The sequence below is a fragment of the Pseudomonas psychrophila HA-4 genome (assembly GCF_000282975.1).
In the GTDB taxonomy this organism is placed as follows: domain Bacteria; phylum Pseudomonadota; class Gammaproteobacteria; order Pseudomonadales; family Pseudomonadaceae; genus Aquipseudomonas; species Aquipseudomonas psychrophila_A.
Genome location: NZ_ALJC01000075.1, coordinates 1 through 21,737, shown reverse-complemented (window position 1 = coordinate 21,737; position 21,737 = coordinate 1). Strand labels below are relative to the sequence as shown.

Genomic DNA, 21,737 nt, shown 5'->3' with positions numbered 1-21,737 from the left:
TGCTTAGGCTGTCAGAGCCCTGTTTGACCGCTCATTGCCAGGTCCAGAAGTTCACGGTTGGCCACCGCATACATTGCGTAATCGTTGCCGGTGGCTGCACGCAGATCCACCAACATCGAGCGCCAGCGCTCACCCATCGACTGATTCTGTTCAAGCCACAACGCCAAACGCGCTTCGATCTCGACCGGGGCATCGGTCATCTGCAATACCGAGACGGTAATTGCACGCTGCTGCCAATCAATATCGTCGCGGAAGGCTTCACGGGCCAGCGCCTGCCAGTTGTTTTCTACCGGCAAGTTGCTGATCTGCTGCAAGTACCAGGTCAGGTCCAACGCGCTGCCCACGGCGAAGTACGCTTTAGCGACATCCACTGCATTCTGGCCCGTGACGTCCGAGGCCTCGATAATCGGCAGCAAGGTGTACAGGTGCGTCGTGCCAGCAACCATACGGGCCAGCAACTCCGGCACGCCTGCTTCAACGTACGCCTGATAGCGGGTCTGCCAGCCTTCGCGGGTTGGCCCTTCCAGCAGTTCGTCGAGCTTGAGCCCTAGCGCTGCCAGATGCGGCCCGAAGTGCGCTACATCGCGTGCGGCGTCCAGTTCGTTGCGACGGCTGCGCAGGAACCAGCGTGTGGCACGACGCCCCAGACGCATCAGCTCGTCCATCAGCGCCAGCTGGATCTCAGCCGGGACTTGATAGTCCAGCGCTTCGATCTGACGGAACCAGTGCGGGAGGTGGAAAATGTCACGCACGATCACATAAGCACCAGCCACGTTGGCCGCGCTCATGCCCGTCGACTCTTTAAGGCGCTCCACAAAGGTGATGCCCATGTGGTTGACCAAGTCGTTGGCGATCTGCGTGCTGACGATTTCACGCTTCAGACGGTGACGACGCATGGCCGCCGCAAACTTGCTAACCAGCATCGGCGGGAACGCTGTTTCCATGTCGCGAGTCAGGTAGTCGTCATCCGGCACCTGCGAGTTGAGCAGCGCTTCCTTAAGGTCGATCTTACTGTACGAGATAAGTACCGAGAGCTCAGGACGGGTCAGGCCGTGGCCAGCCGCTACGCGCTCGTTCAGTTGCTCTTCGGACGGTAGGAACTCAATGGCACGGTCCAACTTGCCACGGGCTTCCAGATCGCTCATCAGGCGTTTGTATTCAGCAATGCGTTCATAGGCACGACGCTCTGCCAGAGAAATAGCCTGCGTCTGCTTATAGTTATTGCCCAGTACCAGCGCGCCGACTTCATCAGTCATGCTGCCGAGTAGTTGATTGCGCTGTTTCTCGGTCATATCGCCAGCCTGCACCACTTCATTGAGCAGGATTTTGATATTCACTTCGTGGTCGGAGCAGTCAACGCCACCGGCGTTGTCGATAAAGTCGGTGTTGGAGCCGCCGCCATTGAGGCCGAATTCAACACGCCCCAATTGGGTCATACCGAGGTTGCCACCCTCACCCACAACCTTGCAGCGCAGCTCATTGCCATTGACGCGCAACGCATCGTTAGCCTTGTCGCCCACATCGGCGTGACTTTCGGTGCTGGCCTTGACGTAAGTACCGATACCACCGTTCCACAACAGATCCACCGGTGCCTTAAGCAAGGCATTCAACAGCTCAGTCGGGGTGAGCTTGTCGGCGCTGATCGCAAAACGCTCTTTCATCTCAGGCGAGATGGCGATGCTTTTCGCGCTACGGGAGAAGATCCCGCCGCCTGCCGACATGATGCTGGTGTCGTAATCCGACCAGGCCGAACGTGGCAAATCGAACAGACGCTGGCGTTCAGCGAAACTGCTGGCCGGCTCAGGATTGGGGTCAATAAAAATGTGCAGGTGGTTAAACGCAGCCACCAGTTGCAACTTGTCGGACATCAACAAGCCGTTACCAAACACGTCGCCGGCCATATCGCCCACGCCGACCACGCTGATGCTGTCTTTTTGAACGTTGATCCCGCGCTCTCTGAAGTGGCGCTGTACGCCGACCCAAGCGCCTTTGGCGGTGATGCCCATTTTTTTATGGTCATAACCGGCCGAGCCGCCGGAGGCAAAGGCGTCGCCCAGCCAGAAGCCGTAATCAATCGCAATACCGTTGGCAATGTCAGAGAAGGTCGCGGTGCCTTTGTCGGCAGCCACCACCAAGTACGGGTCATCGTCGTCGTGACGCACCACGTTCAACGGTGGTACCAGCGCACCATCTTTGAGGTTGTCAGTGATGTCCAGCAGGCCGGAAATAAAGATCCGATAGCAGGCAATCGCTTCAGCCTGAATTTCGTCGCGCCCGCCGCCCAATGGCAGACGACGCGGCACGAAACCGCCTTTGGCGCCGACGGGCACGATGACCGAGTTCTTCACTTGTTGCGCTTTTACCAAGCCCAACACTTCGGTGCGGAAGTCTTCTTCGCGGTCCGACCAGCGCAACCCTCCGCGCGCAACGTTGCCGAAACGCAGGTGAACGCCTTCAACTCGCGGTGAATACACGAAAATTTCAAACTTCGGTACTGGCTTCGGCAACTCAGGAATGAGGTGCGGATTGAACTTGAAGCTGAAGTACGAACGGTTCTGGCCATTGGCATCCGGCTGGTAGAAGTTGGTCCGCAGCGTGGCTTTGATCAAGTCCAGATAACGACGCAGGATGCGGTCTTCGTTAAGCACCTGAACGTCGTCCAGCGCCGTCAGAATCGCCTGCTCCAGACGTTGCTGCTTGTCTTCTAGGTCATCGGCGGTCAGCTTGCGCGCCAAGTAGAAGCGGGTTTTGAACAGCCGGGTCAGTTCACGTGCAATGTCAGTGTGGTTGTTTAGGGTGCTGGCGATGTAGCCCAGATCGAAGCCCAGACGGATTTGCTTCAAATAACGGGCATAAGCACGCAGCAACGCAACATCGCGCCACGGCAAGCCAGCGGTAAGCACCAAGCGGTTAAACGCGTCATTCTCAGCGTCGCCCTTAACAATGTGCACAAACGCATCTTGCAATGTGTCGTTGAGCTGCTGGATGTCTAGGTTCAAGCCTTCGCCTGCGGTAAAGGCGAAGTCATGGATCCAGAACTCACGACCGTTAACATGGCGCAATCGATACGGGAACTCGCCCAATACGCGCAACCCGAGATTTTCCAGAATCGGCAATACATCAGACAGCGCTAATGGCGTATCCGCGTGGTAGAGCTTGCAATGCAGCTCTTGGCCCGCGCTCTGCCCCAAAGGCTGGTAGAAACTCATTACCAGCGGGTTTTTCTCGCTGAGGCTCATCAAATGCTGCATGTCGACCACGGCCGAGTGCGCGGCAAAGCGCTCGCGGTAACCTGCAGGGAAGCCTTTTGGGAAGTCGGCCAGCACTTTGGTGCCATTGGCTTCGCCGAAGCTTTCAACCACTAGGCTGGCATAGTCGTCCTGCCAACTGCGGCAGGCTTGAACCACTTCTTTTTCCAGCAGCAACGGATCAATATCGATCCGGTTTTTTGGATCAACCCGCAAAATCAGTTGCACGCGGGCCAATACCGACTCCGAGAAGAACGTCCAGAACTCGCAGTCAGAGGCTTGCAAGCGGTCCATCAGGACCTGCTGGATTTTCTGCCGCACTTCAGTCGAGTACACATCACGCGGTACGTAAGCCAGGCAGTAGCAAAAACGGCCATACGGGTCTTTGCGCAGGAACACGCGGATCTTGTTGCGCTCTTGGATCTGCACAATCGACATCACGGTGCTGAAAAGCTCATCCACCGGGGTCTGGAACAAATCATCACGCGGCAACACTTCAACGACCTGCGCCAACTCTTTGCCTAGGTGAGCCTTAGGCTGGAAGCCAGAACGACGCTCGATCTCAGCCACTTTGCGACGGATATAAGGAATAACCCGCACGCTCTCGCCGTACACCGAAGAGGTGTACAAGCCCATGAAGCGACACTCTTTGATCACTTTGCCGTCGGCGTCAATCTGCCGAATCGACACGTAGTCCGGGTACGCTGGGCGGTGTACGCGGCTTGGATGCGCGGCCTTAGCGAACGACAGCAGGGTCGGTTCACGCAGGTAGCTCACCGCGTAATCTTCGATGCGCAGGTCTTCGGCAGTCAGCCCGGCGCGCAGCAATTTAGTCAGGCCAAGGAACGACTGCGGGTCATATTCGATATGACCGCCATCTGCCTCGTCACGCACCACAAACTCTTCATAGCCGAGGAACGTGAAGTGGTTGCCCACCAGCCACTCCAAAAAGCTCTTGATCTCGGCCTTCTCATCGGCGTCGACGGCATACGGGCAACTATCGACACTTTCCAGCAGTTCCTGAACCTTGGCCTTCATCGGCTCAAAGTCAGCGACCGCGACACGCACTTCACCCAAGACTTGTTCGAGTTCCTTGCTCAGTACATTCAATTCAGCGGCGTTCGAGCAGCGGTCAATCTCCAAGTACATCAGCGACTCTTGCGAGATACCTTCACCGGTCGTGCCCTTCGGCAAGACTTCCAGCAGTTCGCCCTTACCGCCACGACGAACGCTCAACACGGTGGTTTGCAGGGTGTGAATGCTGTAACCGCGGCGGTTAAGCTCAGTGCGTACCGAGTCCACCAGAAACGGCAGGTCGTGATGTAGCACTTCAACCGCCGTGTGGGTTGACTGCCAGCCGTGACGCTCGTAATCCGGGTTATAGACCCGCACTTGAGGTTGCGCCGGATCAAAACGTTCAAGCAGGCGCCAGGCCGACAGCGTACAGCCAGCGAGGTCGGACATGCGACGTTGAGTAAGTTCATCCAAAGAAATGATGCCGAAGAACTGCTCGGCAAACAGCGCTACTTGTGGCAATGCCTGTTCACTGATGTGCTGGGCCAGTGCTGCTTGCAGTTGATGCTGGAAGTCGGCTTTGCTGGCTGCGGTGAAGAACGCCATCTGTGGTACTCCGCTTGGGCTTGTTATTGAGAGAAGCGTCGCGTGATGTTCCCGCGTGGGGAGCTGCCAACACTGTGCTCAATCTTCAAGAACACAGCGTGACAAGGAGGTGAAGCTGATTGTGACCCAAGGGTCACATTCATGTTCCGTGATGGGCATCTGCAAAAACGACTGCCGGATAAACAGGCTGTGCCTTTAGAGATAACTATCTGCAGCGCAGCTTAACGACTGTTTCGCCCGGCCTGCTTGCGGTGCGGCGACATATTCGGTCATGGGGAGGCAACCTTGTGGCCTGTTCAAGAACAACCCTAGCACTCGATAGTCATAAAACTTCATAAAAACGTCTTAATTTCAGTCGACATTATCAGAAATGACTCACACGCCATGGTTGGGTGTTACTTAGAAACCACGATTCACCCTGCATAAAATTGCGCAGGCTGGCAAAATCGGCTTTTTAGTTGCGCAGCAAGCGCTAGGAATGACCTTCATGCAAATGACCACCGCCCTTCTAATGGCCAACCCATGCGATGACGAAGAAGACAACATGGCCATGCTGTGCTGCCACAGTGACCAGGATGAGATGTTTCTGATGAGCCGTTACCCGGACGAAGACGTACTGGAGATCACCCTTGGCGATGCAGATCCTTCAACCCTTGATGGGGTCAAGGTCACGCTTAGCGCCACTCGCCTGCTGATTGAAGTGGCCGCCGATGATACCGACGCATTGAACGGCGCTGACCACCTTGAAATCTTGCACACCCTGGACAGCAGCGACTTAGCCGAAGTTGACGAAACCCTGAAAAACATCCTCAAGGACACCGGCACGTACATCAACGAACTGAGCTAAACCGCCGGCCATCTCCTACGGGGGATTTGCACACCTAGAGGGAGAAACACCATGCGCCCACGCTTCGATGCCCACTGCCACATCATCGACCCGGCTTATCCGCTGATTCCAAACAATGGCTATGTGCCCGAGTTTTTCAGTGTCGATGACTATTTGGCACGCACCCAACCCTTGGGTATCGTCGGTGGCGCTGTGGTATCGGGCTCCTTTCAAGGCTTTGATCAAACCTACCTGATTGCCGCGCTAAAGCGACTTGGGCCAGGTTTTGTCGGGGTCACTCAGTTACCTTCCAACGTCACCGACGCCGAGCTAGAAGCGCTCAATCAGCATGGCGTGCGCGCCCTGCGCTTCAACCTCAAGCGCGGAGGCTCTGAACAACTCGACCAACTCGAATCGTTGGCCAAGCGCGTCTTCGAATGCGTGGGCTGGCATTCGGAGTTGTATATCGACTCGCGTGAACTGGCGCCGTTACACGACCGTTTACTGCGCTTGCCGGCACTGAGTATTGATCACCTGGGGTTGAGCCGCGAAGGCCTGCCCAGCGTGTTGCGCCTAGCCGAGCGCGGCGTACGCATCAAAGCCTGTGGTTTTGGCCGGGTGGACTTTGCCGTGCCGCAGGCCCTTCAAGACATCCACAGCGCCAACCCGTACGCCCTGATGTTTGGTACAGACTTACCTTCAACCCGCGCACCAATTCCCTTTAAAGACAATGACATAAAGATACTTATTGATGCGCTTGGTGAAGACGAGGCAGAAAATGCCCTGTGGCACAACGCACGGGATTTGTATCGCTTGGCCTAACGGCTGAGCACCCGCTCCCGATTCATCGCAATCACGCTGCCCAACACAATCGCAGCACCCGCGACCACGCCTGCAGAGACCTTACTGCCCAACACCACTGCCGCTAAGGCCATCGCCACCGGAGGAATCAAATACATCACGCTCACCGAGCGGCTGACCTCCGTATGGCTCAGTACAAAGGCCCACAACAGATAAGCCAACGCACTGGGAAACAACCCAAGGATCAGTACCGCGACATTCACTCGTAGCGGCGCCTTGAGCACTTCGTCCGTGAGCCCCGGCCAATACACGCACAGCAGAAGCGTCCCACACCAGACCATGTAGCAGACGATGGTCAAAGGGCTGTAACGCGTGGAAATATGCTTTTGCAACACGAAATAGAGGCTCCAAGACAGCGCTGCCAACAGCAGCACCAAGCCCTGCGGATGGAACTCTCCTGCACCGATATCGCCCCAGATCACCACCAACACACCGACCAAACCCACAGCCACCCACCACCAGCGCCAGCCACTGACCCGCTCCTTCAGGAACACCGCCGCAATAAACGTGCTGAACAGCGGCGCAGTCTGCGCTAGCACACTGGAGGCACCGGGGCTGACCCAGCGCTGCCCCATGTTCAATGCCATGTGGTGCAGCGCCACGGCGAACAGGCCCAACAACACCAGCCACGGCACATCGCGAAAACGCGGAAAACCGATACCTTTTATCAATGCAATCAATGCCATAAGAGCAGAAGCTATCAAAAATCTGAGCAAAGCCAGATGGCCTGGCGAATAACTCTCGAGCCCGATGTGGATCCCGACGGGTGAATAGGCCCAACACAACACAACAGCCGCCATGGCGAGGTTACGCATGGTCAAGGCCGTGGCCGAGTGCGGCAGCATCGCGCTGGCCGCCGAGCAATTGCATTGTGTTCCGTCGAACATCACCACCCGGATCAAGCAACTGGAGAGCGAACTCGGCACCGCGCTGTTCACCCGTGCGGGTCGAGGTTTGCGCATCAGCTCTGCTGGGCAGGTGTTTCTGGGCTACAGCGAGCAGATTCTGGCGCTGCTTGATCAGGCAAAGCGCGCCGTTAGGCCCCACGCCGTGCCCAGTGGCAAATTGCGGATTGGCGCGATCGAATCCTGCGCCACCGGGCGCTTGCCGCCGTTGCTGGCGGAATATCATCAGCGCTACCCGCAAGTCACCCTAGAGTTGGTCACCGGAAAATCAAAACAATTGCTCGAAGACGTCAAGCACCACCGCCTTGATGGGGCAATGGTCGCAGGCAAAATAACTCAAGCAAAACTAGAAAAAACAATGCTTTACAAGGAACAGTTAGTGTTGATTGCGAGCCCGAGGCTCGCACCGTTGACCCAGCTTGCAGATGTGCACCAACACACCGTGTTTATGTGGCCACCCGGCTGTCCTTACCGTGCAGCACTGGAAAACTGGGTGGCGGAGCACGCACTTGAGGTCAACAGTATTGATTACGCAAACTGGGGCAGCATCATCGGATGTGTCAATGCTGGCGCAGGTTTAGCGTTGATACCTGAAGGAATGCTTCAACACTTCGGCGCGTGTGCCCAGCTCACGACCTACCGCTTCCCGGAGCTTGCGCCCATGCCCAACCTATTTTTCTGGCACAGCGAAACCGGACAGCACACGGCACGTGACGCGTTCGCGGCGCTGCTGACAGAGCATTTCGCACAATAACCTGCCGGTTTAAGGGTTTTTCTATAAAAAGCCCGACTGCCATTAGTCCGATAGACCTCCAATGGATTAAAGTACCGTCCCCAGCCCCGGCGTAACCTTTGCGCCGCCGGTGTCCTTATCAGGAACAGTCATCGATGGAACATCGTGAAGCGCTACTGGCGCTGCGAACCTTTCTTTCAACGCAGATTCTTGGTCAAGAAAAGCTCATTGACCGTTTGCTGATCGCGTTGCTGGCTGACGGCCATATGTTGGTCGAAGGCGCCCCCGGCTTGGCCAAGACCAAAGCCATCAAAGAATTGGCAGAAGGTATCGAGGCACAGTTCCATCGCATTCAGTTCACCCCCGACCTGTTGCCTGCCGACATCACCGGCACCGAAATCTATCGCCCCGAAACCGGCAGCTTTGTGTTCCAGCAAGGGCCGATTTTCCACAATCTGGTACTGGCCGATGAGATCAACCGTGCGCCGGCCAAGGTGCAATCGGCTCTGCTGGAAGCCATGGCCGAGCGCCAAGTCAGCGTCGGACGCAGCACCTACGACCTGTCGCCTTTATTTTTGGTCATGGCCACCCAGAACCCGATTGAGCAGGAGGGCACCTACCCACTGCCTGAAGCCCAGCTCGATCGTTTTCTGATGCACGTCAAAATCGGGTTCCCGGACGCGGCCGTCGAGCGGCGCATCTTGCAACAAGCGCGAGGCGAAGCCCTCAACGGTGAAACCAAGCCTGAGCGCCGGGTCAGCCAACAGGCTATTTTTGCAGCACGCAAGGAAATCCTTGGGCTGTACATGGCGGATGCGGTTGAGGAATACCTGGTGCAACTGGTGATGGCGACCCGTACGCCCGGAAAATTCGACCCCGAAATGGCCGAATGGATTGCCTACGGTGCCAGCCCACGCGGCTCAATTGCGCTGGACCGTTGCGCCCGTGCCCATGCCTGGCTGGCCGGGCGCGACTTCGTCAGCCCCGAAGACATACAAGCCGTATTGTTTGATGTACTGCGACATCGCATCATCTTGTCGTTTGAGGCCGAAGCTGCGGGCATCGACCAAGACCGCGTGGTGCAGCGCATTCTCGATGTTGTAGCCGTTGCCTGACGATGAACAACCCTCTGCCCGCCGAACCCGGCATTCGCGTGACCCTTGCCGAACTGATCGAGATGCGGCATCGGGTGCGCGAAGTGCAACTGTTCTCCTCCCCCGGCCAACGTAGCCCCCTCGTGGGGTTGCACCACTCAAAACTGCGTGGGCGTGGGGTCGACTTCGATCAGGTACGGGTTTATCAGGCCGGCGACGATGTACGCACCATCGATTGGCGTGTGACCGCACGGACCCAAGAACCGCACACCAAAATGTTCCATGAGGAGCGTGAGCGGCCGATCTTCATCTTGGCCGAGCAAAGCCGTCGCTTGTTCTTTGGCTCAGGGCTGATGTTCAAGTCAGTGCTCGCGGCGCAAGCGGCGAGCCTGATCGGTTGGGCCGCGCTGGGCCATAACGATCGAGTCGGTGGCTTGGTATTCGGCGACCACGAACATTACGAAATCAAACCGCGGCGCAACAAGCAAAGCCTATTGCAGTTGCTTAACCGCCTGGTGCGGGTTAACCAGTCGTTGCACACCGAAGTGCAGTCCGACCGCGATGCGTTGGGCATGGCGCTAATCCGCGCCCGCGAAGTGCTACGCCCCGGCAGCCTAGTGATTGTGATCTGCGATGAGCGCGCCCTTACCGATGCCGCCGAACAGCAACTAAGCTTGCTGTCGCGCCATTGCGACTTGATCATGCTGCCGCTGTCTGACCCGCTAGACCATGCTCTGCCCGCCGCCGGGCTGCTGCGTTTTGCCGAGCGTGGCGCGCAACTGGAACTCGACACGCTCAACTATGATTTGCGTCAAGCCTACCGCGCGCAGGCAGAAGCGCGCATCGCACGCTGGGAGTTGCTCGCACAAAAACTGCGGGTGCTGTTGATGCCACTCAGCACGCAGAGCGAAATGATCGAGCAACTGCGTGAATACCTGAACGCCAAACGTCCCGGCAAACCGCTATGAAAGACCTTGAACAGTTGCAACCGCTGATCCCCCCGCCCGCTATTGGCCTGTGGCCACCGGCGCCGGGCTGGTGGTTGCTGCTGATCCTGATTCCCGCACTGGCTTGGGCTTTGTGGTGGTTGCGCCGCTACCTACCTGCCAAACGCCAACCCCAGCGAGTAGAGCAACCCCTTGACCCCGTGCGGCTGGCAGCGCTCGAAGAACTGGCACGTTTTAACAAACCCTACGATGGTGCGCCCGCCGGGGCGTGGCTACAACAACTCAACGGCCTGCTCAAACGCCTGTGCCGCAGTCATTACCCCTACAGCCAGAGCCACACGCTCAATGGCCGAAAGTGGCTGGCGTTTCTCGACAACCGCTGCCCTGCGGCAGGCTTGACGCGCTGGATGGTGCTGGTGGAAGGCGCCTACAAACCCGAATGCAAGCTCGATGACAAGGCCATTGCCGGGCTCAATCAAGCGGTTGAAACCTGGATTCGCAAACATGTTTGAATTTGCCTGGCCATGGCTCTTCGCCTTACTGCCATTACCTTGGTTGATGCGCCTAGTGCTACCGGCTGCCGACAGCGGCGAGGCCGCGCTCAAGGTCAGCTTCCTGACTGATCTGGAAGAACTGACACGACGCAAGGCACGGGCGACCATGCCCTCTGTGCGTCAGCAAACGCCCTATCTGCTGCTGTGGCTACTGCTGTTGACGGCGGCGGCCCGCCCACAATGGCTCGGCGAGCCGTTGCCCATCGCCGCCAGCGGCCGTGACCTATTAGTGGCCGTGGATGTGTCGGGCTCGATGGACTACCCCGACATGCGCTGGAATAACGAAGACATCACCCGGCTAGATTCGGTTAAAAACTTGCTGGGCGACTTTCTCGAACACCGCGAAGGCGACCGAGTGGGTCTTATCCTGTTCGGCAGTCAGGCTTATCTGCAAGCACCTCTGACCTTCGACCGCCACACCGTGCGCACCTGGCTCGACGAAGCCCGCATCGGCATCGCAGGTAAAAACACCGCCATTGGCGACGCGATTGGCCTGGCCCTCAAACGCCTGCGCCAGCGTCCGGCAGAAAGCCGAGTGCTCATTTTGGTTACCGACGGCGCCAACAACGGCGGCCAGGTCGACCCACTGACTGCGGCGCGCCTAGCGGCTGAAGAAGGGGTCAAGATCTACCCGATCGGGGTGGGCGCCGCCCCCGAAGAAAGCAGCGCCAAAGGCATGTTCAGCATTAATCCGGGCGTAGACCTAGACGAACCCGCCATGGAAGAAATCGCTAAAATCACCGGAGGCCGGTATTTCCGGGCGCGCGATGGACAGGAACTGTCAGCCATCAAAGACACACTCGATCAGCTCGAACCTGTCGCCCAGCAGCCAACCCAAGCGCGCCCTGCGAACGCACTTTATAGCTGGCCCTTGGCAGGCGCCCTGCTGCTGAGCGTGCTGCTGGTGATCCGCGAACTGTGGCCCAACAATCCACTGCAACGCTTGCTCAGCAAGCGGCATTTTCTGCAACAACACCCCGACTGGCGCTCTCGGCTCAAACGTCTGCGCCTGCGGAGACGCCGATGAGCGCGCTCTGGCCTCACTGGTTTCGCCCCGAGTGGCTGCTGGCATTGCCCCTGTTGAGCTGGCTGCTATGGAAGCTCTGGCATCGAAAAAAACGCGCTGGCCGCTGGCAGATGATCCTGCCTGAAGCCTTTCATCGAGTTTTGCTCAGTGGCGGCAAGGGTCGCGACAGCAAACTGCCGTGGATTGCTCTGGGGCTGGCCTGGCTGCTGGCGCTGTTCGCCTTGCTCGGTCCTAGCTGGGAGCGCGTGGAGCAATCGGCGCAAAAACCTGCCGACCCACTGGTGGTGATGCTGGAATTGACCCCAGAAATGCTCGCCACTGACAGCTCGCCCAATCGGCTGGAACAAGCGCGACGTAAACTCTACGACCTGCTGCAAAGTCGCAGTGATGCGCAAACCGCCGTGATTGTGTATGCCGGTAGCGCCCACACACTGGTGCCGTTGTCTGACGATCTGGCGACAAGTCGCAACCTGCTTGAAGCCGTGAAGCCTTCGATCATGCCGCAACCGGGCAATCGCGCTGACCTAGCCGTCAGCAAAGCCCTGCAACTGCTGGACCAGGGTGCGCTGGGCCAGGGTCGGCTGCTGTTGGTCACCTCCTCGCTCAGCGAGCAAGAACGTGCAGGTATTCGTCAGGCACTGGATGGCCACACCCCGCCCCTGCTAATACTCGGCATCGGGACGCGAGAAGGCTCGCCGGTGGTCGAAGAAAACGGCGAGTTCCTCAAGGATGCCCAGGGTGCAATTCTTTTACCGCGTCTTGACAGCCCGAGCCTTAAAGCCTTTGCCCTAGACGTGGGCGGGCGCTATCGACAGGCACGGCTGGATGACATCGATCTGCGCGGCCTGGGCTTGCTCGACGGGCCGCAGCACGTGCGCGATGACGGCCAGACCTTGCGCCTCGACACCTGGGCCGACCAAGGCTACTGGTTACTGCTGCCACTGCTGTTGCTGGCGGCCTGCGCGGGCCGCCGTGGCTGGCTGTTTTGCCTACCCTTGCTGCTTATGCTGCCGCAACCCAGCTATGCCTTTAGCTTCACCGACCTGTGGCTGCGCCCCGATCAACAAGGCCTGCGCCTGCTGGAACAGAAAAAGCCACTGCAAGCCGTAGAGCATTTCAAAGACCCACTATGGCAAGGGTTGGCGCTGTACCAAGCCGGCGACTACACCGGCGCGGTGCAGCGCTTCGCCGAAGTCAACAGCGCCCCCGCCCATTACAATCGCGGCAACGCACTGGCCATGAGTGGCGAACTCGAAGCCGCCATCGACGCCTACGAACAAGCCCTCGAATTGCAACCGGACATGCAGGTCGCGGCGCAAAACAAAGCCTTGATCGAGCAGATACTTGAGCAAAAGCGTGAACAAAGCCTCACGCCGCCGAACAAGGCCCCCGATACCGCGACCGAACCCGAAGCCACTGACCCCTCGATCAGCAGCAGTAGCTCCACCGCCGCAGGCGATACTGGCCCGCATCAGCAAAGCAGCTCGGCAACCGACCCTGCCGCGCACGCCAACACCAACGACTCGCTTGAGCCTGCGCCGGTACCCAATGCAGAGCCCACCAGCGAACCCGATGATGAATCGACCACGCGCCGACCTACCACATCAACCACCCCGATGGATGACGAACACCATCAGGCGCTAGAACAATGGCTCAGACAGATCCCCGACAACCCCAGCGAGTTGTTGCGACGAAAATTTTGGTATGAACAGCAGCAACATCAGGACACGCCTCAATGAATCGCTTCTGCGTTTTGCTACTTTTGCTCTGTTGCTGGACCTTGCCCGCCCATGCGCTCGGGCTGGTCGCCAGCGTTGACCGCGACCAGCTCAGTTCCGGCGAAACCGTCGAACTGACGCTGGAGAGCAACGACGCCACCTTGTTCGGCAAGCCCGACCTCACCCCACTGGACAACCTGTTTGAGGTACGCGGTACGCGTCAGGTCAACCAACTGACCACACTCAGTGATGACAACAAAGCCACCACCCGCTGGATCATCACACTGCAACCCAAGCAAACCGGTACGGTGGTCGTCCCGTCGCTGCAAGTGGGTGATTACCATAGCCTGCCGATCAACCTGACTGTGACCCAAAGCAGCGCCAGTGAAGCCGAGCTGGCACCGGTATTTATCGAAGCCAGCCTCGACCAATCCAGCGTCTACGTACAAGCTCAAGCGATATTGACCCTGCGTGTTTACCATTCCGTCGCACTGTACGACGACAGTAACCTGACCCCGTTGCACCTGACCGACGCCATCGTTGAGCAACTGGGCGAGTCGCGCACCTACGAGAAGATGATCAACGGTGTGCGCCATGGCGTGATCGAAGTCCGTTACGGGATTTACCCCCAGCACAGCGGCGATTTGCTCATACCGGCGCTCACCTTCAGTGCCACCCAGGTCGACAGCCAGCAAGCCAATGCCCCTGCACCGCTGGGGCCTAAACCCGGAAAGATGGTCCACGTGACCTCTGCGGACATCTCGTTGAGCGTTAAGCCTAAGCCCGAGGATTACCCGGCCAATGCCGCCTGGTTACCGGCCCGCAGCCTGAGCATGAGTGAAACCTGGAACCCCGAGCCGGATCACTGCAAGGTCGGCGACTCGTTGACCCGCACCCTCACCCTCAAAGCCGAAGGTTTGTCCAGTGCGCAGCTTCCACCGTTGCCCGCGACCGACGTCAACGGTTTACGGCGCTACCCAGACTTGCCGCAGTTGAGCAATCAAATCACCGAAAACGGTCTAATCGGCAGCCGTGAAGAACGCGAAGCGCTGGTGCCGACCCGCGTCGGCCAAGTGGAACTGCCTGCGGTCGAAGTAGTGTGGTGGAACACCCATGAAGACCGACTGGAGCGCAGCTACCTGCCCGCGCGCACTTTGCAGGTCGCGGTCAATCCCAACCTAGCGGCTGAAAACCCTGGCAACACGATCGCCCCTCCCTTAAGTGATGACTCAAACCTGTGGTGGTGGCAACTCAGCACCTTACTGCTGGCCTTCACCACCCTGATTGGCTTCGGCCTGTGGTGGCGCGCACGCTGGCAACCGGCGATTTTACGCGCTACGCAAACGGGCCCGAGCCCGCGCACGCTGCTCGACGATATCAAGCGCGCAAGCCTGGCCAACGACCCGCAAGCCACACGCCAGGCCCTCGATGCCTGGGCCCGGCAACAACCGGAAAACCTGGCCGAAATGGCCGCACGTTTTGTGCTGTTGTCCGATGCACTGGACGGTCTCAACGGCGCCCTCTACAGCGAAACCGGCCAATACTGGCAAGGTGAAGAATTGTGGAAAGCCATTCGCAGCATCCCGGCCGCCGAGCGCGAACACGATGCAACAGGCGAACCGAGCAGCTTGCCGCCGCTCTACCCAAAATAATCACGGGTAACGATCCTGTAGGTCAGGCATTACCCTTTTTAACGGATTCTGTTATGCGCCTGTTTCACACCTCCGACTGGCACCTGGGGCAAAACCTCCACGGCCAGGAACGCGACTTCGAACACGCTTGCTTCCTGAGCTGGTTGCTAGCCCAACTGGCCACCGAACAACCCGATGTGCTGCTGATTGCCGGCGATATATTCGACACGGTCAATCCGCCAGTCAAAGCCCAGGAACGGCTCTACGACTTCATCGTCAGCGCTCACGAGCAGCAACCCACGCTGACCATCGTGATGATCGCGGGCAACCACGACTCCGGCTCACGCATCGAGTTGCCCGCACCGCTGATGCGCCGTTTGCACACTCACGCACTGGGCCGGGTCATGTGGCTGGATGATGGCCAACTGGATGCCGAACGCCTGCTAATCCCCCTGCCCGATGCGTCCGGCGAAATCGCTGCATGGTGCTTGGCGCTGCCCTTCCTGCGGCCTGCCGAAGTCACCGGCGCGCACTTGGGGGATGACTACCTGCGCGGCATTGGACAGGTTCACGAATGGCTGATCGAGGCCGCCAACGCTAAGCGCAAGCCAGGACAGGCGCTAATTGCCATCAGCCATGCACACATGGCAGGCGGCTCGGTGTCGGAAGACTCAGAACGCAGCCTGATTATCGGTAACGCCGAAGCCCTGCCCGCCAGCCTCTTTGGCCCCAGCATCAGCTATGTCGCGCTGGGCCATCTGCACAAGCCACAACGGGTGAATAGCGAAGACCGAATCCGCTATTGCGGCTCGCCTATTCCGTTGTCGTTTTCAGAAATCGGCTATCAGCACCAGATCCTCGACGTCACACTGGACGGAGAAACCCTGGTCAAGGTCGACACGCGCCTGATCCCACGGGCCGTCAACCTACAACGCATCGGCCCGGCGCCGCTGGCCGAGATTCTCAGCCAACTGGCCGAACTGCCCGACATTGACTTACTCGCCGATACCCAACGCCAGCCCTGGCTCGAAGTGCGGGTCAAGCTTGACGAGCCGCAACCCGACCTGCGCCAGCAAATCGAAACCATCCTGCAAGGCAAGGCCGTGCGTTTAGTACGCATTGGCGCTGAATACGCGGGCAGCGGCAGTCGCTCGGGGGATGACGACTCCACACAACTGATCGAACTCGACCAACTGACCCCGCAGGAACTGTTCAGCCGGGCTTGGCAAGACAGCTATGGCAGTGAAGCAGACGAGCAGACCCTAAAGGACTTTGCAGTGCTGCTGCACGACGTACAGTTGGAAGGTGACCAACCATGAAAATTCTCGCCATCCGCCTGAAAAACCTAGCCTCTCTAGCGGGGCCGTTTGAGTTGGACTTTACCGCCGAACCCTTGGCCAGTGCCGGCTTGTTTGCGATCACGGGCCCCACTGGTGCTGGCAAAAGCACCTTGCTCGACGCCCTGTGCCTGGCCTTGTTTGGTGCCGTGCCGCGTCTCAACAACACGGGCCGGGATGCCAAAGTCCCGGATGCCGACGGCGAGATTGCCACCGGTGACCCGCGAACCCTGTTGCGCCGTGGCACCGGCGAAGGCTATGCCGAAGTCGATTTTATGGGCATCGATGGCCGTCGTTATCGTGCGCGCTGGGAAGCCAATCGGGCCCGTGAAAAGGCTAATGGCAAGCTGCAAGCCAGCCGCCAAAGCCTGCGCGATCTAGACAGCGACCAACTGCTGGCCAGCCAGAAAAGCGATTACAAAGTGCAGTTGGAGTCACGGTTGGGGCTGAACTTCGAACAGTTCACCCGCGCTGTCATGCTGGCCCAAAGCGAGTTCAGCGCCTTCCTCAAAGCCGACGACAACGAACGCAGCGAGCTGCTCGAGAAACTCACTGACACCGCGCTGTACACCCGCCTCGGCAAGCGTGCGTTCGACAAAGCCAAAGAGGCCCGCGACGTACACAAGCAATTGCAGGATCAGGCGGTCGGCGTTACCCCGATGGAGCCAGAAGCCCGCGCCGAACTGGACCAACGTTTCAGCGACGCCCAACAGCAACTCAAAACCCGGCAAAGCCAACTCAAGCAGCTCGAACTGCAACACACATGGCTCAAAACCCTAGGCGAACTGCAAGAGCAGCAACACAGCGCCGCCGAACAATTGCAGCAGGCGCAAACCTTGTGGAACGGCCAAGCCGAGCAACGCCAGACCTTGGAGTTGCTGGAGCAACTCGCCCCTCAACGTCATCAATTCGCCCGTTTAGCCGAGCTGGACGTACACCTGAGCCCGCTGGCCGAGCAAATCGCTGCGCATCTGCAACAGCAAGTTGAATGTGGCCAAGATCAAACCCGGCTTGAGCAAACACTCCAGGATGCGCAACAGGCCGCCAGCCGCGCACAGGCCGAACAACGTGATGCCGCGCCGCATTTGCAAAAAGCGCATTTAGAACACGCTAACCTCAGCCGCCTAACGCAAACACTTAACGCGCAACAGACGCTTAAGCAGCAGGCCGAAGAAGCCTGCTCCGAGGGGCAAAAAGCCCTGGACGCGTTGCTTGAACGCCAGCAGCACAGCACCGAACGCCTGGCGCTGATTGCCGCGCAACTGGAGCAAAGCACTGCGCTTGCCCCGCTGGCCAGTGCTTGGGACGGACATCGTCGCGGGCTGCAGCAGTTGGTGCGCCTGAGCAATACGCTCAATAAAGGCCGCGAAGAACTACCGGCGCTTGAGCAACGTGCCGGCGAAGCTGTGCAACACGTCAACGAGCTGAACAGCACCCTGGAAATACTGTTTCAGGAAGCCAAAGCCGAACCGCATGCCGTCAACGAGCAAATCCAGACCTTGGGCAACCTGCTGGCTGAGAACCGCCAGCAACAGCGTGCCTTTGAAGACTTGCAGCGCCTGTGCAGCGGCCAGTTAGCCCTTGAAGCACGCTTGCAGGCAGTGCAGCTCAAGTTGCAAACCCTGCAAACCGAACGCGAACACCTGATCGAGCAAGGCACCCAGACCAAAAAACAGTTTGAGGCCGCTGAGCAGGCACTCCAGGTGACGCAGCAACTGCTTGAGCGCCAGCGTTTAGCCCGCAGTGCCAGTGTCGAAGAGTTGCGCGCCCAACTGCAAGACGACCAGCCCTGCCCGGTTTGCGGCAGCCATGAACACCCGTATCACCAGCCAGAAGCGCTGTTGCAAAGCCTGTCGCGTTTTGATGAGCAAGAAGAAGCCAATGCCCGCGAGGCGGTGGATGCACTCAAGGAAACATTGATTCAGTTGCGCGAGAAAGTCGGTGGTGTCAACGCGCAACATCGCGAATTTCTGCAACAGCACCAGCAGATCATCGAAGAACAGCAAACCCTGGCTCCAAGCTTGGAAGCGCACCCGTTGTACACACAATGGGAGGCACAAGACCCAGCCAAGCGCGAAGCCTGGCTGACGCTGCGTCTGAGCCAACTGCAACACAGCATCACCCAAGACGAGCAGCGTCAAAACGCCCTGCTCACCCTGCACAAAGAAGCCGCGAAGGTGCAGCAGCAACTTCAGCGTTGCAACGAAGCCAGCCAACTCGCCAAACAGCAGTTGAGCGATCAGCAACAGCACCTAAAAACCGACAGCGCGCGTTTTGAGGAAGAGCTGGCCGGGTTTGTCCGCGTGCTGCCCGATGCCACAGTGGCTGCCTTGCGTGAGAACGCGGCGGCCTGCTTCATGGCCCTTGATCAGCAGGTGACGCAACGCCTGGAACAACTCGATCAGCAACGTGACGAACTGTCCGAACAGGCAGAGCGGACCAGTCGCATCGAGCGCGAACAGTACCAACACGCCAGCCACGCCAAAGAACGGGAGACCCTGCAACGCAGCGTGGCCGAGTTGCTCGAGCAGCAACACGCCAGCGAACAGAATCTCAAGGATCTGTTGGGCAAACACAGCAGTGTCGAGCAATGGCAGCAACACCTTGAACAGGCCGTTGAACTGGCCCGCATCTCCCTGACCCACGCCAGCGAGGCCTTGCAAACCACCGCCAAACAGTTGGTGCAACTGGCGGCCGAGCTCAAGGCCCATCAGGAGCGACTGCACGCGCAACAACAAGAACACGACACTTTAAGCGCACAGGTTGCGCAATGGCGTGCGCAGCACACGGCACTCGACAATACCCGCCTGCAACAGTTGCTGGCCTTCGACGACACGCACATGCGTGACCTGCGCCAGCAACTGCAAGCCAGTGAAAAGGCCGTGGAGCAAGCACGCGTCTTGCTGCAAGAGCGCGAGCAACGTTTAAGCCAGCATCAGGCCCACGCTAATGGCAACCTCGATGCCGAAGCGCTCACTAACGCACTCAATGAGCTCAATGCATTGCTTGCGGACAGCGATCAGCAACTGGCTGAATTGCGTGCCCAACAGTCCGAGGACCAGCGACGCCAAGAGGCTAATCAGGCCTTGGCTCAACACATCGCTCAAGCTTATGGCGAATGGCAGCGCTGGGCACGTCTCAACGCCTTGATCGGCTCAGCTACGGGCGACACCTTCCGCAAAATCGCTCAGGCCTACAACCTCGATTTGCTGGTGCATCACGCCAACGCCCAGTTACGGCAACTGGTAAAACGCTACCGCCTCAAACGCGGCGGCAGCATGCTCGGGTTATTGGTGATGGACACCGAAATGGGCGACGAACTGCGCTCGGTGCATTCATTGTCCGGCGGCGAAACCTTCCTTGTGTCGCTGGCATTGGCGCTGGGTCTAGCCTCCATGGCGTCCAGCACGCTGAAAATCGAGTCGTTGTTTATCGACGAAGGCTTCGGCAGCCTCGACCCTGAGTCGCTGCAATTGGCGATGGATGCCCTTGACGGTCTACAAGCCCAAGGCCGCAAAGTTGGGGTGATTTCCCACGTGCAGGAAATGCACGAGCGCATTCCCGTGCAAATCCAGGTCCGCCGTCAGGGCAATGGCTTGAGCACCGTGGAGGTCAAATGACTCCACACGTGCTGTATTCCTTCCGCCGCTGCCCGTACGCCATGCGCGCGCGTATGGCATTACGCTACAGCGGCGTGCCGTTGTCGGTTATAGAAGTCAGCCTCAAGGCCAAGCCCGCCGACATGCTGGCCCTGTCGCCTAAAGGCACGGTGCCGGTACTGGCCTGTGCAGATGGCCGGGTGATCGAACAGAGCCTGGAAATCATGCACTGGGCCTTGGCTCAGCACGACCCAGACAACTGGCTTGGAGCAAACAGCACAGCGCTGATTGAAGAAAATGACCAGGTGTTCAAGGCTAATCTGGATCGTTACAAATATGCGATTCGCTACCCCGAGCAACCGATGGAGCACTACCGGGCGCAAGGAGAGCAATTTTTGCAGCGTTTGGAAGCGTTGCTCAAACAGACGCCATACCTTGCAGGCCACACCCTGGGCTTGGCGGACGTGGCGCTAGCGCCGTTTGTACGCCAGTTCGCTCACGTGGATCATGAGTGGTTCGAGCGAGCGCCCTACCCGCGCTTGAACGCCTGGCTGGAACGATTTTTGGCCTCGCCCTTGTTCACCTCTGTCATGACCAAAACCTGACGCAAATCCCGTGGGAGCGAGCTTGCCTCGCGATCTGTTGATCCTTAAAAGATCGCGAGGCAATCGAGCGTCGACCGGCTGTTCCTACAGGGGAGTTACTGATTAATCCTTGCCCCGAAGCATGCTTTCCAGTACTCCATCGCGCCTCACCCAGCCATGAAAAAGCGCCGCCGCCAGATGCAACAGCACAGTAAAAAACAGTAAATACGCTAAGTACGTGTGAGCCTTGCGCAGAAAGGCAAAGGTGGTGGGGTTAGCTGGCAAAATCGATGGCAGTTGCAAAGAGCTGCTTAGCATCACCGGGTCGCCCGCCGCCGAGATCATCGCCCAGCCAACAATCGGCAAGATGAACATCAACGCGTAGAGCAACACATGGGAGAACTTAGCCGCCAGCACTTGCACAGCAGGCAAGTCGGCAGGTAGCGGCGGTTGCCGGGTTGAGAACCGCACAAACAGCCGCACCACCACCAACAGCAAAATGGCGATGCCCAAAGGCTTGTGCAGATTGAGCAGCCATTCATGGCGCTCGGAAACTGACGCCGCCATGCCCGCGCCAATAAACAGCATGGCAATGACCATCAGCGCCATCAACCAGTGCAGCAGGCGTGCCAAGGGCGCAAAATGCGAGGTGGGTGTGCTCATGGACGTTTCTCCAGGGAGAGTTGGTCAACTTCACTGGTTCTGCGCAGATAGGAACTGGCATACGCGGCTGAGCGCGCAGCGAGCAAGGGGTCTGCCGAGCCTTCAATGCCACTGGGCAAAATCAGCGGGTCATAATTGATGTCGCGGCACTCGCCATTGTTCTGCGGCTCTGCGCGTTGCAGAACCAAGGTCCCGGCATTGACCACCTTACGCTCGGCTGGCCAGGGTTTGCTCGCATCATTAACGGGGTCGCCCGACTCGGCCAATGTCAGGTTGAACTGCCATTTCAATGGCCCGACCGACAAGCGTTGCGCCAGATCTTTTTCCAGATAATCCGCTTCGTTGGGCGCACTCGCACCAGGAGCGTCCTGACCTTCAGGTACCACACCC

The 21,737-nt window shown here is 58.6% G+C and carries 16 protein-coding genes; 12 read left to right on the top strand and 4 right to left on the bottom strand.

Translation table 11 applies throughout. The features are described from left to right. Nucleotides 1-11 precede the first annotated feature (11 nt). The gene (locus B347_RS0109420; protein ID WP_019409460.1) at nucleotides 12-4,868 is read right to left on the bottom strand and encodes an NAD-glutamate dehydrogenase; all 4,857 of its coding nucleotides are present in this window, start codon (nucleotides 4,866-4,868) and stop codon (nucleotides 12-14) included. 487 nt (nucleotides 4,869-5,355) lie between these two features. On the opposite strand from B347_RS0109420, the gene B347_RS0109415 reads away from it, so the two are divergent. Next, nucleotides 5,356-5,715: a hypothetical protein gene (locus tag B347_RS0109415; protein WP_019409459.1), complete on the top strand. Its 360-nt coding sequence runs from the start codon at nucleotides 5,356-5,358 to the stop codon at nucleotides 5,713-5,715. 51 nt (nucleotides 5,716-5,766) lie between these two features. Further along, complete coding sequence (locus B347_RS0109410; protein ID WP_019409458.1) at nucleotides 5,767-6,516, top strand: amidohydrolase family protein; 750 nt, start codon at nucleotides 5,767-5,769, stop codon at nucleotides 6,514-6,516. Here the strand turns inward: B347_RS0109410 and B347_RS24815 are convergent. Beyond that, nucleotides 6,513-7,370 (bottom strand): DMT family transporter, encoded by an 858-nt coding sequence (locus B347_RS24815; protein WP_019409457.1) that lies wholly within the window; start codon nucleotides 7,368-7,370, stop codon nucleotides 6,513-6,515. The genes B347_RS0109410 and B347_RS24815 overlap by 4 nt on opposite strands. On the opposite strand from B347_RS24815, the gene B347_RS0109400 reads away from it, so the two are divergent. The 10 genes from B347_RS0109400 to B347_RS0109355 all read left to right on the top strand — a co-directional run bounded on the left by B347_RS0109400 (nucleotide 7,354) and on the right by B347_RS0109355 (nucleotide 20,705). Further along, the gene (locus tag B347_RS0109400) at nucleotides 7,354-8,214 is read left to right on the top strand and encodes a LysR family transcriptional regulator (RefSeq protein WP_033387568.1); all 861 of its coding nucleotides are present in this window, start codon (nucleotides 7,354-7,356) and stop codon (nucleotides 8,212-8,214) included. The genes B347_RS24815 and B347_RS0109400 overlap by 17 nt on opposite strands. Before the next feature lie 134 nt (nucleotides 8,215-8,348). Next, the gene (locus tag B347_RS0109395) at nucleotides 8,349-9,308 is read left to right on the top strand and encodes an AAA family ATPase (protein WP_019409455.1); all 960 of its coding nucleotides are present in this window, start codon (nucleotides 8,349-8,351) and stop codon (nucleotides 9,306-9,308) included. Nucleotides 9,309-9,310: 2 nt separating this feature from the next. Then, nucleotides 9,311-10,255 carry a DUF58 domain-containing protein gene (locus tag B347_RS0109390; RefSeq protein ID WP_019409454.1) on the top strand — a complete coding sequence of 315 codons (945 nt, stop codon included), beginning with the start codon at nucleotides 9,311-9,313 and terminating at the stop codon, nucleotides 10,253-10,255. Next, a complete protein-coding gene (locus tag B347_RS0109385) occupies nucleotides 10,252-10,746 on the top strand; it encodes a DUF4381 domain-containing protein (RefSeq protein ID WP_019409453.1) in 495 nt (164 codons plus the stop codon). Before B347_RS0109390 ends, B347_RS0109385 begins: the two co-directional genes overlap by 4 nt. Beyond that, nucleotides 10,739-11,815 carry a vWA domain-containing protein gene (locus B347_RS0109380; RefSeq protein WP_019409452.1) on the top strand — a complete coding sequence of 359 codons (1,077 nt, stop codon included), beginning with the start codon at nucleotides 10,739-10,741 and terminating at the stop codon, nucleotides 11,813-11,815. Before B347_RS0109385 ends, B347_RS0109380 begins: the two co-directional genes overlap by 8 nt. Then, a complete protein-coding gene (locus B347_RS0109375; protein ID WP_019409451.1) occupies nucleotides 11,812-13,554 on the top strand; it encodes a tetratricopeptide repeat protein in 1,743 nt (580 codons plus the stop codon). The genes B347_RS0109380 and B347_RS0109375 overlap by 4 nt, the downstream gene beginning before the upstream one ends. Continuing rightward, the gene (locus B347_RS0109370; protein ID WP_019409450.1) at nucleotides 13,551-15,185 is read left to right on the top strand and encodes a BatD family protein; all 1,635 of its coding nucleotides are present in this window, start codon (nucleotides 13,551-13,553) and stop codon (nucleotides 15,183-15,185) included. The genes B347_RS0109375 and B347_RS0109370 overlap by 4 nt, the downstream gene beginning before the upstream one ends. Before the next feature lie 53 nt (nucleotides 15,186-15,238). Further along, complete coding sequence (locus B347_RS0109365) at nucleotides 15,239-16,483, top strand: exonuclease SbcCD subunit D C-terminal domain-containing protein (protein WP_019409449.1); 1,245 nt, start codon at nucleotides 15,239-15,241, stop codon at nucleotides 16,481-16,483. Further along, nucleotides 16,480-20,121: an AAA family ATPase gene (locus B347_RS0109360; RefSeq protein ID WP_019409448.1), complete on the top strand. Its 3,642-nt coding sequence runs from the start codon at nucleotides 16,480-16,482 to the stop codon at nucleotides 20,119-20,121. The genes B347_RS0109365 and B347_RS0109360 overlap by 4 nt, the downstream gene beginning before the upstream one ends. Further along, nucleotides 20,118-20,705, top strand: a complete 588-nt coding sequence (locus B347_RS0109355; protein ID WP_019409447.1) for a glutathione S-transferase — start codon at nucleotides 20,118-20,120, stop codon at nucleotides 20,703-20,705. Before B347_RS0109360 ends, B347_RS0109355 begins: the two co-directional genes overlap by 4 nt. 102 nt (nucleotides 20,706-20,807) lie before the next feature. Here the strand turns inward: B347_RS0109355 and B347_RS0109350 are convergent, their stop codons facing one another. Continuing rightward, nucleotides 20,808-21,347: a cytochrome b gene (locus tag B347_RS0109350; protein ID WP_019409446.1), complete on the bottom strand. Its 540-nt coding sequence runs from the start codon at nucleotides 21,345-21,347 to the stop codon at nucleotides 20,808-20,810. Further along, the coding region (locus B347_RS0109345; RefSeq protein ID WP_019409445.1) for a catalase at nucleotides 21,344-21,737 on the bottom strand (394 nt) is incomplete at its 5' end. The genes B347_RS0109345 and B347_RS0109350, both read right to left, overlap by 4 nt.

What these genes read in the sequence shown, in the direction of transcription:
- B347_RS0109420 (WP_019409460.1), bottom strand. Translation starts at nt 4,868, where the DNA reads ATGGCGTTCTTCACCGCAGCCAGCAAAGCCGACTTCCAGCATCAACTG.
- B347_RS0109415 (WP_019409459.1), top strand. Translation starts at nt 5,356, where the DNA reads ATGCAAATGACCACCGCCCTTCTAATGGCCAACCCATGCGATGACGAA.
- B347_RS0109410 (WP_019409458.1), top strand. Translation starts at nt 5,767, where the DNA reads ATGCGCCCACGCTTCGATGCCCACTGCCACATCATCGACCCGGCTTAT.
- B347_RS0109400 (WP_033387568.1), top strand. Translation starts at nt 7,354, where the DNA reads ATGGCGAGGTTACGCATGGTCAAGGCCGTGGCCGAGTGCGGCAGCATC.
- B347_RS24815 (WP_019409457.1), bottom strand. Translation starts at nt 7,370, where the DNA reads ATGCGTAACCTCGCCATGGCGGCTGTTGTGTTGTGTTGGGCCTATTCA.
- B347_RS0109395 (WP_019409455.1), top strand. Translation starts at nt 8,349, where the DNA reads ATGGAACATCGTGAAGCGCTACTGGCGCTGCGAACCTTTCTTTCAACG.
- B347_RS0109390 (WP_019409454.1), top strand. Translation starts at nt 9,311, where the DNA reads ATGAACAACCCTCTGCCCGCCGAACCCGGCATTCGCGTGACCCTTGCC.
- B347_RS0109385 (WP_019409453.1), top strand. Translation starts at nt 10,252, where the DNA reads ATGAAAGACCTTGAACAGTTGCAACCGCTGATCCCCCCGCCCGCTATT.
- B347_RS0109380 (WP_019409452.1), top strand. Translation starts at nt 10,739, where the DNA reads ATGTTTGAATTTGCCTGGCCATGGCTCTTCGCCTTACTGCCATTACCT.
- B347_RS0109375 (WP_019409451.1), top strand. Translation starts at nt 11,812, where the DNA reads ATGAGCGCGCTCTGGCCTCACTGGTTTCGCCCCGAGTGGCTGCTGGCA.
- B347_RS0109370 (WP_019409450.1), top strand. Translation starts at nt 13,551, where the DNA reads ATGAATCGCTTCTGCGTTTTGCTACTTTTGCTCTGTTGCTGGACCTTG.
- B347_RS0109365 (WP_019409449.1), top strand. Translation starts at nt 15,239, where the DNA reads ATGCGCCTGTTTCACACCTCCGACTGGCACCTGGGGCAAAACCTCCAC.
- B347_RS0109360 (WP_019409448.1), top strand. Translation starts at nt 16,480, where the DNA reads ATGAAAATTCTCGCCATCCGCCTGAAAAACCTAGCCTCTCTAGCGGGG.
- B347_RS0109355 (WP_019409447.1), top strand. Translation starts at nt 20,118, where the DNA reads ATGACTCCACACGTGCTGTATTCCTTCCGCCGCTGCCCGTACGCCATG.
- B347_RS0109350 (WP_019409446.1), bottom strand. Translation starts at nt 21,347, where the DNA reads ATGAGCACACCCACCTCGCATTTTGCGCCCTTGGCACGCCTGCTGCAC.